The organism is Allobaculum fili, from assembly GCF_020969955.1.
Taxonomy (GTDB): Bacteria; Bacillota_I; Bacilli_A; order Erysipelotrichales; family Erysipelotrichaceae; genus Allobaculum; species Allobaculum fili.
Map to the genome: position 1 here is coordinate 1 of NZ_JAHDSX010000057.1, position 12,045 is coordinate 12,045.

A 12,045-nucleotide genomic window follows, 5' to 3' on the forward strand; every position below is an offset into this window, starting at 1 on the left:
CAATAGATTTTTAGAAAAAAGTGAAAAAACTCGAATCATTCGAGATTTGACTTGAAGAGTAGAAAAAAGACCACATCACTGCTTAACGCTGATGTGGTCTGAGAAATCTTAACTTAATGACATTGCTTTTATAAAAGAGAAAAACTGCCTGGCCTGCGCAGACAAAACGAGAAAAATCGACATCTGAAAAAGACGATTGGGCCTGTGAAAGTGCGGGAGCCGGGCAAAGAATGAAAAGGGAAGAAGTCTGGATAGAGTTGAAAAAAATCGGACAGTATGGCATTATGAAGACTCTGCCGGACTATAGTTCTTAAGCATATAAAACAATACAATGCGGTGAATAAATTCATAGAATCACGATTTCTTCTGTGGAAGTCTGATGTGATTGTTCTGTTATGACAGGGCTGTCGGAACAGCCGGCTGGTCTGCGCTTTTCCAATAAGACCATGCAAAACGCATCGCAAAGCCTGGCGGAAATTTCTAATCTTAAGGAAGGAGAAACCATGAAACCTGAATCAGAATATCTTCTGATTATTGACGGGTCTTCACTTCTTGCAACCAGCTATTTTTCTTCTTTGCCCAAAGCCATCCGCAAGGAAAAAGACGAGGAAAAAAAAGAGGAACTTTACTCGAAACTGTTAAAAAGAGACGCTGACGGCCGCTACTGCGACGCGATTGAAGCGTTTTTTCATACGATTTTTACGATTCTGACGTACCAGAGGCCAACACATCTGGCGGTCTGCTGGGACGTAAACCGTCACACTTTCCGCAAATCCATGTGGCCCTCCTATAAATCCAATCGATCCAGTACGCCGACCCCTCTGGCCGAGCAGTATCAGACCGCCTACACCCTGTGTCAGGAACTTGGAATTGCCCAGTTTCAGCACCCGGATTATGAAGCGGATGATTTTGCGGGCAGTCTGGCTGTGCAGATGGAAAAGCAGCTGCCGGTCCGCCTGCTGACGCGGGACAAGGACTACTTCCAGCTGATCAGTCCCCGCACCAAAATCTGGTACGGCATGTCCGACCGCGACAAAGTGCATGCCTGGCGCACCAAATACAATATGCCGGCCGGACTGCCCAGCCGGGTGGTCGAAGTGGACGACCAGGTTCTTGAAGGCGAGTTTGGCTACAGCGCCAGCTGCGTCTGCATGATGAAGGCGCTGATGGGCGACCGCTCCGATAATATTCCCGGCGTTCGCGGCATCGGGGAAACCCGCGCCGTCGCGCTCGCCCGTCATTATTCGAGTGTCGAAGACCTGTATCGGGCCATCGATCGCGCACAGGATCCCCGCGCACGCAAAACACTGTTTGCGACGTGGCGAAGCTGGGGCATTCGAAAGAATCCCTACTCATGTCTGACCCGCAAAGGCGGCGAGAATGCTCATTCCGCAAGGGAAATGGCCGAGCTCTGCTACGTGCTGGGAAAAATGAAAACCGATCTCGTGCTCCCCATGCCCGGCGGCTATCCCGGCATGCGGCTGAAAAAGGAACACCTGCAGTTTTCGCTGAACGCACGCGATGCCCAGTCGATTTTGGAACAATATAATATTGAACTGAACATTCGCCTGCGCCCGTCCGCCCTCAAGCGTATGGAGGCGGCTTCTGCGTCGGCTCGATCGGCAAAAGGTTCGTCGGATTCCAGCCGCAAAAACGGCCGCTCGGGATCATCCAGTTCGCGTCCGAACCCCGTAAAGACAGCGGAAGGAAAGCGTTCGAATTCGAAAAAGCCGAATGTGCACGATCCGCGTACGAAAAAAACGTCCGCCTGGAACGGCAAGCCGGCTGGTAAGAAAAATGAGCGCAAAGCGGCCGAAACGGCCCGGATGGAATCGAGAAAAAACGATGGACGCCGCAAACCTTCGTATAAAAATTCGTCTGCCTCTTCACCAAAGGGAAACTGGACGAAGAAAAACGGCTCCGGTCGCGTCCAGAACACGAAAAATGCAAACGCGTATTCTCCAAAACAGACGAAGTCGTCTTCAAAGTCTGGTGCGGCTATGAACGAGACGAAAGCGATGAAAACGTCCAAAAACGCGCGCTCGTATCCAAACGGCCCCAGACGCTCTTACAGTGAGGGCCGCGTGCAGGAACCCGGACGTTCGGCGGGTTCAAAACGAAGAAAAAAGGACGCGTATCCGTCCGCAAACGCGTCCTCCAAAATGACCGGAGCTTTGCCGGTTATGCAAGAAAGACCTCAGCTGTCTGATCAGTAATCCAGCTGTTCAGACTGTACATATCAAATTCGAACGGACAGAGCCGGAGGAAAAACCTCCGGCTTTTTCCATGCATCTTTTCATGGACAGAACCTGGTGCAGACTGCCTCTTTGTTTCTCAGAAAATCCAGGAGGCGACAGAGGCTGAAAGCTGTCTCCGGCAGGAGCGCTTCCGCAGCAGAAAAGACAGAGCGGAATAGCGATAAAAAGAAATCGACTGTCCGGCGAAGGCGCCAAAACCATGGGCGCTTCCCGTTGTTTGAGGCGGATCGTGCTATATTGTTGATGTCCTGCACGTTGGCAAAAAAGCAGAACTGCCAGAAATTTGCTTTTTTCAAAAGAAGAAATTTTCAGGGATGCCCGCCTCCATTTGAGAAACCGTCTGGATTCGGGTGTATCCTGCGGTATCGTTCTGCAGCGTTCGTATTCCCTTTGAAATGATTTGAAGGGCATGCGTTTTCTGTCGCTTTGCAGGGTTTTGTTTTCCCGTCGAGCCTGGACTCGATGGTCACAAGGATATCTGGTATGACATTTCTAAGGAAAAAAAGGTTAGGCTTTACGATGCACAAGTGGTTTAACCGGACGCCCCAGGCCAGACTTCTGGCCGGCGGCTTTGGTCTGGTCATTCTGATCGGCGCCATCCTTCTCATGCTTCCCATTTCACTGATGCCGGGAAAGCAGCTGAATTTTCTGGATGCGCTGTTTGAAGCCACGAGTGCCGTATGCGTAACGGGTCTGACGGTAGTCGTCCCCGGACAGACCTTCAATTTGTTTGGACGATTCGTTCTGGCGATTCTGATCCAGATCGGCGGTATGGGCGTTGTCCTGCTGGGCATTTTGCTCATACGCGTCGCTGGCGGCAAAATGGGTCTGAAAACGCGGTCCCTGTTTGTCGCCGCCCAAAATCTGACCGACTATTTCGATTTGCAGAAGCTGGCGACGATCATTTTGCGCATCACCTTTACGTTCGAAGCCATCGGCGCGATCTGCCTGTGGTTTCCGCTCATGCGCTACTTTAATCCGCTTCAGGCATTTGGCCATGCCTGCTTTCTTTCCGTTTCCGCGTTTAACAACGCCGGCTTTGACGTGTTTGCAGGCGGGGATTCGCTGATTCCCTTTGCGGGAGACGTCGCTTTCTGCATGACGATTTCCATTCTGGTTATTATCGGAAGCTTCGGCTTTCTGGCGCTGATCGATTTGTGGAAGAAAAAATTCTGCTGGCGCAAGCTGTCGCTGACGACGAAGATCGCCGCGTTCATGACGGTCTTCCTGCTCAGTGCCGGAACGATTCTGCTGAAGTTCACGACCGGACAGACGTGGCTCGAAGCCTGGTTTCAGTCGGTCATTGCCCGAACCGCCGGCTTCGCGTCCTATCCGCTTTCCGCGTTTTCCAACGGCGCGCTGCTGGTATTCATCGTTCTGATGTTTATCGGCGCCTCGCCAAACTCGACGGGCGGCGGTATTAAAACGACAACCGCCTTTGTGATCGGCCTGAAAGCCATCTCCTCGAGTACGGCCCATGATGAGGACAGCTGCTTTTTCCGCAAAGTCCCCAATCTGGTATTCACGCAGGCATTCACCGTTCTCTTTTACGGACTGATGGTCGTCTTTATCGCGACCTTTCTGATCTGTGTAGCCGAAAGCCATCTCGCGCTTTCTGACGTGCTGACGGAAGTCGTCAGCGCCTTTGCGACCGTCGGAAGCAGTACCGGCATTACCGCGTCGCTGCAGCCGGTATCGCGTGTGATTCTGATTGTCGTCATGTTTACCGGCCGACTTGGTCCGGTGACCATTGCCAACCTGCTCGTGACCAGCCGCGCCCATTCCGCTTCGTTCACCGAAGAAAATGTGCTGATCGGCTGATCCATAAGATAAAGAAAAACTGCCCGCCCAGAATGGACAGGCAGCCGGTATAGAAATGAAGCCCGTGACGGAATCGGTAAAAATGCGTTCCGCGAGGCTGGAAAAGTGTTTTTGGGGAAGGAAGATACTTCATGTTCTTTAAGCAAAACAAACAGGAAAAATCGATCGAGATGCCCTCGCAGGGCACATTCGTCATAATCGGGCTGGGCCGTTTTGGTTCCGCCGTTGCGCAGACGCTCGTTGCCAACGGGCAGGAAGTCATCATTGTCGATAAAGATCCGGATCGCGTACGGGAACTGCGCTATCTGACGGATTACGCCTATGTCATCAATCATCTCGATCAGAAATCGCTCGAAGAAATCGGTGTGGCCGACTGCAGCGCCGCGATCATCGCGATCGGTTCGCAGATGGATGCCAACATTCTGGCGACGCTCTACTGCCTGAATCTGAAAGTGCCTACGGTCATCGCCAAAGCCAACTCCAAGGACCAGGGATCGATTCTCGAAAAGATCGGCGCGAAAGCCGTCTACCCGGAATGGGAGATGGGGGAGCGGCTGGCCAACCAGCTGTCCAACAAGCGCGTCATCGATTACTTCTCTGTATCGGGAAATATCGATATCGCCCAGATCGAAGTGCCGCACAATTTCATCGGCAAGCCGCTGAAAGATCTCGCACTTCGACAGAAATACGGCATCTCGATTATCGCCATTCAGAAAGGCGATGAAACGATCGAGGAAATTGATCCGAACTACGTATTCGAAGACAATGAAACGATCATCGTCATCGGATCCAACGAAAATATCCGCGTTTTCGAACAATCCAACGCAGACTGATTCAATGGACGGCAGAAGGCTGGTGCAGACAGAACAGAAGAATTTGTTCTGTACCGGATTTCTGCCATCTTTGTTTGATAGAATAATACGAAGTTAATCCAAAGAAAGGAGCGATCTCTGTGGAAAAACAGCTTGTCCTCGTTACCGGCATGTCCGGTGCGGGTAAAACCTCTGCCATGAATGCGCTCGCCGATCTTGGCTACAACTGCATTGACAACTTCCCGAAGGAGCTTTTGAACTCTCTGGAAAAACTGATGGAAAGCGATGATCCGGCTTACGACCGTCTGGCTCTGACGGCGTCGAGTCAGGACTACGTCGATTTCATGAACTTCTTTGACGCCCTCAGCCGTCCGCTGCAGGTGATCTTTGTGGATGCCAGCGATGAAGAACTGCTGCTGCGCTACCGCTTTACGCGCCGCATGCATCCGCTGCTTCTGAAAAATCAGGCGTCCACGCTCGAAGAAGCGATTGAGCTCGAACGCGATTCCTTTAAAAATCTTGAAGAAAACATGAAGGATACCCTTCACCTCGATACCACGCGGCTGACCCCGCAGGCGCTGGTCAACGCGCTCAAACCGTATTTCAAAAACCCGACCGAACCGGAATTTGCGATTACGTTCCAGTCGTTTGGGTTCAAGCACGGCGTGCCGATGGATGCCGATGAAATTATCGACGTCCGCTTTCTGCCCAACCCGTTTTATGAACCGGCCCTCAAGGATCTGACGGGCAATGACGAAAAAGTGTACAAGTACGTCATGGAACGCGAAGAAACCCGGGAATTCAGCCGGCGTCTGAAAGACTATCTCGACTTCGTGTTTGAAGCCTACCGTTCGCAGAACAAGAACCACATCATCGTGGCGATCGGCTGTACGGGCGGTCAGCACCGTTCGGTCAGCGTCTGCAACTGGCTCAATGAACAGTACAGGAAGGAGTACAAGACGTACTGCTTCCATCGCGATGCCGTCAAGGAGGATGAAGCATGAAAAATGTGGTAGTCATTGGCGGTGGTACTGGTCTTTCCGCGATGATGAGCGGTCTCAAGCATCTCGAAGATGTCTCGCTCACGGCCGTCATCACCGTAGCGGATGACGGCGGATCCACCGGGAGGCTGCGCGATATTTACCATACTCCAGCCATGGGCGATATCCGCCATGTTCTCTGCGCCATGGCGGAAGTCGAAGATGACCACCTGTTCGCGGATTTGATGAACTTCCGTTTCAGCGGATCAAGCGACATCGGCGGTCATCAGCTGGGCAATCTGATCTTTCTGGCGCTTATGGACATTACCGGCTCCTTCATGGGCGCCGTACAGGCCATTTCCAAAGTCCTGAAAGTACGAGGCAACATTTTGCCCTCTACCCTCGACAACGCGATTCTTTACGCTCTGATGGCGGACGGAACGCTCGTTCGCGGGGAAAAGAACATTCCAAATACGAACAACTCGATTTCGCGCGTGTACTACGTCGACGAAATTCATGCCTACGATAAAGCGATCACGGCCATCGAACAGGCGGATCTGATCATTTACGGAATCGGCTCTCTTTACACTTCAATTTTGCCCAACCTGATCATTCAGGATGTCGGCAAGGCAATCGCAGACAGCCCGGTTCCCAAAGTGTATTTCTGCAACGCGATGACGCAGCCCGGCGAAACCGACGGCTTTTCCGCGGAAGATCACGTTCGCGCCATTGAAAAGCACACGTTTAAAAATTCCGTCGATCTGCTCGTGATCAATTCGCAGCCCATTCCGCAGGAAACGCTGGACCGCTACGCCAAGCAGGCAAGCTATCCCGTCACCTTGAAGGAAAGCGACCATACGTACGCCATCCTGGAAGAAAAGCTGTCCATCGTGGATGAAAACGGACGGATCCGTCATGACAGCGACGCTATCGCCCGCAGCGTACAGACCATTCTGAACACGCTTGACGAAGGGAAAGAAAATGTCGTTTTCAAGTGATGTCAAAGCCGAGATCAGCAAGCTTTCCTTTTCCGGCGCACAGGCAAGGGCGATGCTTTGCGCGCTGTTTCTTTCGAGAGCTTCGCTGAACTGGAATTCGCAGGGAACCTGGCTTTCCTTTCAGACGGAAAATGCCTCCATTGCCAAGCTGGTGTTCCAGCTTCTGAAAAACGAGTATCAGGTCGATATCCAGCTTTCCACGCTGAAAAAGATGAATCTGAAAAAGAACAACGTCTACCGGCTGATGGTGTATGAACAGGCTTCGGACATCCTCGAAGATCTGGGCATTTTGCGCGAAAGCGGCCTGTACAGCGTGCCGCCGTATACGATGGTGCGTTCCGAGAAAAACGCGCGGGCTTTTATTCAGGGTCTGTTTCTGGCCTCCGGCAGCATCAACTCGCCAAAGACGGCCAATTACCATCTGGAAATGAATCTGCCTTCGCAGGAGCTGGCGCAGATGACGATCAAGCTGATGAACCGCTTTTACATTCCGGCCAAACTGCTGACGCCGAAAAAGGGCTTTGTCGTCTATACGAAAGCCGGAGACAAGATCGCGGATTTTCTGCGTCTTCTGGGCGCCAGCCAGTCGCTGTTCGAATTTGAAGGCCAGCGCATTCAGCGCGACTTTTACAATCAGCTGACCCGTCTGGACAACTGCGAAGTAGCCAACGAGATGAAAACGCAGAAAGCCGCCAGCGAACAGCTCGTCTGGATTGCGACGATCGAAGAGCGCGGCATCAAGGTGCCGATGAAAATTTCCAACGTCATGGAAGCGCGCAAGCAAAATCCGGAAGCGTCCACGCTGGAGCTTTGCGACGCGGTTTTTGATCTCTTTGGAGAAAAGATTTCCAAATCGGGTATGAAGCACCGTCTCGCGAAAATCCGCGAACTGGCTTGTCCGCAAAAGGAAGAAGCAGGCGTATGATCCGCAAATTCTTTTTCTCCTTGAAACGGCGCGTACAGACACTGATGCGTTCAAACGCCTCGTACAGAAACCAGTCGCTTTTCAAAAGGCAGCGCAAGTCCAGAGGACTCCTTGCCGCTGGCCTGTGTATAATGCTGACGGGCTGTTCGCAAAACCTTACCCTGACCAACCAGACGTTTGTGCTGGAGCTGGGCGTCGACGTCTACGCCAATCCCTCACTTTATCTCGAAAATCCGGAAAAAGTCGATCTGGACCGTCTGAGCGTAGAAGCGGATGCGCCGGGCATTACCATTACGGACAACCGCTTTGTAACCGTCGGCCTGGACTATCTGACGGTCGGCGAGTATAACTTTCTGATCCGTGACGGACAGGAAACCATACCGTTCGTGATCAAGATCAAGGACACAAAGGCCCCCTCTCTGGCGAGATCACCGTCCAGCCTCGACTTAAAATACGGACAGGACGTGAACTGGGATGACGTGTTTGGCGCCAGCGATCTTTCGGGCGTTTATTACGAGGCTCCTTCGGATCTGACGTGGAATACCGAAGAGCGGGATGTGGATATTCGCATTCGCGACCGCTTTGGCAACAGCATTACCAGAACCCTGCATATTACCGTCTCCTGATCTGAGGCACGGCTTTGAATTTTTCAGTTTGCTGTGGAACCTTACGCCTGGATCTTGTAAACTCGCGAGTATGCAGGGAAATTTCAGGCAGATATTTTTGAAAATGTGAAAGTCTTTAGATGATTTATGGCACGACGAAAAGCCCTCCTTGCGAAGGGAAATTTTTCTTAGCCGTCATCATTTGTATTCTGCGTTATACCAACAATGACTTGGTTGTTGTTTCTGCCAGTTGAAAGGGAATTCCAATCTGTTTAAGCAGGATCTGCACCTTTTCAATAAGAACTGGATCTGATTCTTTTGTCAGTTCAACCAGTTCTACGGCCGTTTTCTGAATTTCGTGGACGTTCTCCAATTCCACGAAATTCTCGGCTTCGGTGCAGCTGTTTTCTTCAACCGTCTCGTTCTCAGCCGGGACCGCTGTATTCGATACGTCAGATTCATCACTGGGCCGGAAACATTCTCCGGTTCGAAGCATGTGATAGGCTGCTGTCATCATTTTTCTCGCAATAGCCACCAGAGCTCTCTTCTTGCCTCGTCTGCCAGAAATGGCTTTATACTTATTGCCAAAATATGGATTTTTAACGGCGTTGGGAGCGCACTGAATCAGTACAGGCTTCAGGTATCTCCCACCCTTTCCTATCTTCACTGATTTGTGCTTTCCGTTACTCTGATTACTTGCGGGACAAAGACCGCACCAGCTTATAAAGTGCTTCACGTTTACGAAGCAATCCATTTTCGGACCGATTTCGCCGAGAATCTGTTTCGCCGAGAGATGGGAAATCCCAGGAATTGGTGAATTGAAATAGTAAACGCACCCATTGAACTGATAAAAACGAGCGTTCCATTTACTGTTTCAAAAATCTACCTTTCCTCTCAATTTCCTTTATCTAAGCCAGGAAACTGAGGGGATTTTTCTTTTACCAGGGCCGCGTTTCGCCTTTTCTGTGCTTCCATGCTAAAATTTTTGAGTTGGAAGGACTAAATGCAGCCACGACAAAAAGAGCAGTTGATTAGTGTATTTTTTTACTCCGATACTAAATGCAACTGCCAAATATGTGAATTAAGGTGTGTTCGTTCTCCTTCTTAACTCTCGTTATTGTTTAGCGAGTTAACAGATCTGGCTTCAAGTGGACAGAAGCCGGATCTATTTTTTTGATTCCTAGTTTTTCCACAATTTCAGAAGATTTTTCCAGAAAGCAGAAATAATCGTACGGCGTATGACCGTGCAGACTTTTTAATCCATATGAGTTGATATGCGAGACAGCGATGTTCAGCTGCTCCTGACTGGTCAGTCCCAGCTTGACTAAATCAAAAATATGGCCGCCTCGGTTCTTCGGGGAAATTCTCCTTAAAAGAAGATGTTTGTTCTCAACGGAGGCTTTCTGGATAGACTGCATCGGATCGCAGTAAAACACTTTCACACCGAGTGCTTCGATTTCTTCGACTGCAGTAAATTCTGAACCGAGATCGGTCAGAACCACCGCGAACAGTCGTCGGAAAGTCTGGGCTCCAAGCTGATCGTGGAGAGTTTTAAGTCCTTCAGACATCGCCTGAGCGGTCTTTTCTGTGTGGTAAACAGCGAGAAACAGATGGTGCGGATCGCGAAATAGAAAAGTCTGCATGAATGGCCCGTTGGTTACGTCGTTATAGACCGTATCCATTTCAACTACCGATACACCTGGGTGTGAAGCGAGGTGTTTCTGAAAATCCTCATAAGTTCGGCCTCAAACCACAGAATTGTCTTTCCGCTTTTTCGTTTTGATAGAGGGCTTGAATCGGATTTCTCGCTTTACCTTAAGGGGGAGATCGATATTTAAGACTCCCTGATCGGCTAATTCCCGATGTTCGATCCAGGTATAGACAGTACGCTCCGTTACTGGGATCTCTGGGCAGCGCTGACAGATAGAGGAAAGAGACTGCCCGTTTTTAACTCCTTCACTGATGATGCGTTTCACATATTGGAATTCTTCACCGGTAAGGTTGATCCCAGTGCGCGATTCTCTAAGAGTTTTTTCGTACTCCTCCTGCGCCTGTTTCGCTTTGTAGAGGCGCTTTTCGAGTTTGCACCGCCGAGGCCGATGGGCTTTAGGACATCCGTTGCAGAATCCTTTTTTGTCTCTGAATTCGCAAGGAATCGGCTTTCGCTTTTTACATGGAGATTTACAAATCCCGTTGTCAGGGCTGCATTCATGAATACAGACGCAATCCCAGATGACAGCTTTACCGTTGGAATCAGATTCCTTAAGACACGGCTGAAAGGAAATGTGCGCTTTGACTTCGCGGCTGACGGTGCTTTTAGACTTGTCGATCTGTCGGGCGATTTCAGCCATAGAAAGCCCCTGGTCCAGACCGTCTTGAATCAGTTTTCGAGTGACAGCGTTGAGATGTTTTTGATTAGGCATAAGGCCCTCCTGTCTGTTTTGGAAGGAGAACATCGAAGACTGGCCGAATCGGTCAGTACATTTTTCGCTAAACAAGAACGACCTTAAGTTATCTGGATTGAAGGACTAAACGCAACGATTGTGGTTGAAGGACTAAATGCAACGAGAAAGAGTTCAATGGGTGCGTTTACTATTTCAATTCACCGGTTCAAGAGTTTCTTGCATCATAGATTCGTAGTCTTGAATCTGCTTAGCCGTATGGTCAATTCTTTGATAGGCGGATTTGAGCTCAAATTTCTGCGAGGGGGAGAACTTGGCGCCGGCGAACGCTTTATAAAGTTCTTCTTCTTTTTCTTTACGCTCCTGAGCATTGGCAAACTTGACGATACTGCACGATTTACGAATCCGCTTCTGTACTTCTTCCAATACCGGCACCTCCGTGTCCAGCAGGTATTGGATAACATTCCTTGCCGATTCCCCTTCAACACCCGAGAAGATCAAATCAAGTCGGATATTGGCTTCGGTCAGGATATTTCGAATGCGACGGATATCGTCGCCTCTGACGTAAACCAGTTTTGTCCGCGTGCGTGACAGTCGTCTGGCTTCTCGAATGCGCCGTTCGGGAATATAGGATTCCCTGAGAAGGCCGTTAATTCCCAGTTCTGCGATCCACGCAGCGTCCTTCTGGTCTGTTTTCTGACCAGTGATCATCCGCACGTGTTTTGGATTGACTATATGCGGAATCAGCTTTTTCTCTTCACAGACGTTGTAAACCGGTGTGGAGTATTTTCCGGTGGATTTCATGTAGACATCGATCGGATCATGCGGCTGAGATTTCAGAATTTTCTTCGTCATCTCAAGAATCCAGTCACACATCTCAGAAAGATCCGTATGGTTGGATCTGAACTTTTTCGATTTGAGCTTGAGAACGTCCACATTGGTTTTAGGATCTTTCACAGAACAGCAGACCCAGGCGTAGACATTGTTTTTATGAACATCGAGTCCGGCGCAGACGGACTTTTGAATCTGAATGGTCATGTCTAAGCTCCTTTCTGAAAGAAACAGGAACCAGAGCAGAGAAGTCGATTCTTTCTGTAAGAGCTCGCCAATCTGATGAGTAAGCGTCAAATAGAACCCGTCTAGAAATCGAGCGCAGACTCCTTCACAATTTCCGTGAAGACGTCTGCGCTCTTCTTTATAAAAAACTGCTCGACCGACTGCCCAGTGGGCTGCTGGTTGAGCAG

At 50.1% G+C, this 12,045-nt stretch carries 10 protein-coding genes and 1 pseudogene; 7 read left to right on the forward strand and 4 right to left on the reverse strand.

Annotation, left to right across the window (positions count from 1 at the left end; genetic code table 11):
- The first annotated feature begins 503 nt into the window (after positions 1-503).
- The 7 genes from Afil_RS09620 (at position 504) to Afil_RS09650 (ending at position 8,420) form a co-directional block, all read left to right on the forward strand.
- A complete protein-coding gene (locus Afil_RS09620) occupies positions 504-2,216 on the forward strand; it encodes a 5'-3' exonuclease H3TH domain-containing protein (protein WP_230268345.1) in 1,713 nt (570 codons plus the stop codon).
- A 561-nt stretch (positions 2,217-2,777) separates the two neighbouring features.
- Positions 2,778-4,079 (forward strand): TrkH family potassium uptake protein, encoded by a 1,302-nt coding sequence (locus tag Afil_RS09625; RefSeq protein WP_230268346.1) that lies wholly within the window; start codon positions 2,778-2,780, stop codon positions 4,077-4,079.
- Between the two features lie 131 nt (positions 4,080-4,210).
- Positions 4,211-4,912: a potassium channel family protein gene (locus Afil_RS09630; RefSeq protein ID WP_230268347.1), complete on the forward strand. Its 702-nt coding sequence runs from the start codon at positions 4,211-4,213 to the stop codon at positions 4,910-4,912.
- A gap of 119 nt (positions 4,913-5,031) precedes the next feature.
- Positions 5,032-5,895 carry an RNase adapter RapZ gene (gene rapZ / locus Afil_RS09635; RefSeq protein WP_288821011.1) on the forward strand — a complete coding sequence of 288 codons (864 nt, stop codon included), beginning with the start codon at positions 5,032-5,034 and terminating at the stop codon, positions 5,893-5,895.
- On the forward strand, positions 5,892-6,869 hold the full coding sequence (locus tag Afil_RS09640; RefSeq protein WP_230268348.1) for a gluconeogenesis factor YvcK family protein: 978 nt from the start codon (positions 5,892-5,894) through the stop codon (positions 6,867-6,869). Before rapZ ends, Afil_RS09640 begins: the two co-directional genes overlap by 4 nt.
- Positions 6,853-7,794 carry a DNA-binding protein WhiA gene (gene whiA / locus Afil_RS09645; RefSeq protein ID WP_230268349.1) on the forward strand — a complete coding sequence of 314 codons (942 nt, stop codon included), beginning with the start codon at positions 6,853-6,855 and terminating at the stop codon, positions 7,792-7,794. Before Afil_RS09640 ends, whiA begins: the two co-directional genes overlap by 17 nt.
- Complete coding sequence (locus tag Afil_RS09650) at positions 7,791-8,420, forward strand: hypothetical protein (protein WP_230268350.1); 630 nt, start codon at positions 7,791-7,793, stop codon at positions 8,418-8,420. Before whiA ends, Afil_RS09650 begins: the two co-directional genes overlap by 4 nt.
- Before the next feature lie 193 nt (positions 8,421-8,613).
- Here Afil_RS09650 and Afil_RS09655 read toward each other — a convergent pair whose 3' ends face one another.
- The 4 genes and pseudogenes from Afil_RS09655 to Afil_RS09670 form a co-directional block, all read right to left on the reverse strand.
- A complete protein-coding gene (locus Afil_RS09655; RefSeq protein ID WP_369413428.1) occupies positions 8,614-9,210 on the reverse strand; it encodes a transposase in 597 nt (198 codons plus the stop codon).
- Between the two features lie 310 nt (positions 9,211-9,520).
- Positions 9,521-10,081, reverse strand: a complete 561-nt coding sequence (locus tag Afil_RS09660) for a transposase (protein WP_230268352.1) — start codon at positions 10,079-10,081, stop codon at positions 9,521-9,523.
- A gap of 609 nt (positions 10,082-10,690) precedes the next feature.
- Positions 10,691-10,822, reverse strand: a pseudogene (locus Afil_RS11540) (helix-turn-helix domain-containing protein); the annotation flags it as partial.
- A 174-nt stretch (positions 10,823-10,996) separates the two neighbouring features.
- Positions 10,997-11,839: an IS110 family transposase gene (locus tag Afil_RS09670; RefSeq protein WP_230268354.1), complete on the reverse strand. Its 843-nt coding sequence runs from the start codon at positions 11,837-11,839 to the stop codon at positions 10,997-10,999.
- Positions 11,840-12,045 lie beyond the last annotated feature (206 nt).

Excerpts from the sequence above, each read along its gene's own strand:
- Afil_RS09670 (WP_230268354.1), bottom strand. The coding sequence starts at position 11,839 with ATGACCATTCAGATTCAAAAGTCCGTCTGCGCCGGACTCGATGTTCAT.
- Afil_RS09660 (WP_230268352.1), bottom strand. The coding sequence starts at position 10,081 with ATGGATACGGTCTATAACGACGTAACCAACGGGCCATTCATGCAGACT.
- Afil_RS09630 (WP_230268347.1), top strand. The coding sequence starts at position 4,211 with ATGTTCTTTAAGCAAAACAAACAGGAAAAATCGATCGAGATGCCCTCG.
- Afil_RS09620 (WP_230268345.1), top strand. The coding sequence starts at position 504 with ATGAAACCTGAATCAGAATATCTTCTGATTATTGACGGGTCTTCACTT.
- Afil_RS09650 (WP_230268350.1), top strand. The coding sequence starts at position 7,791 with ATGATCCGCAAATTCTTTTTCTCCTTGAAACGGCGCGTACAGACACTG.
- Afil_RS09625 (WP_230268346.1), top strand. The coding sequence starts at position 2,778 with ATGCACAAGTGGTTTAACCGGACGCCCCAGGCCAGACTTCTGGCCGGC.
- Afil_RS09640 (WP_230268348.1), top strand. The coding sequence starts at position 5,892 with ATGAAAAATGTGGTAGTCATTGGCGGTGGTACTGGTCTTTCCGCGATG.
- whiA (WP_230268349.1), top strand. The coding sequence starts at position 6,853 with ATGTCGTTTTCAAGTGATGTCAAAGCCGAGATCAGCAAGCTTTCCTTT.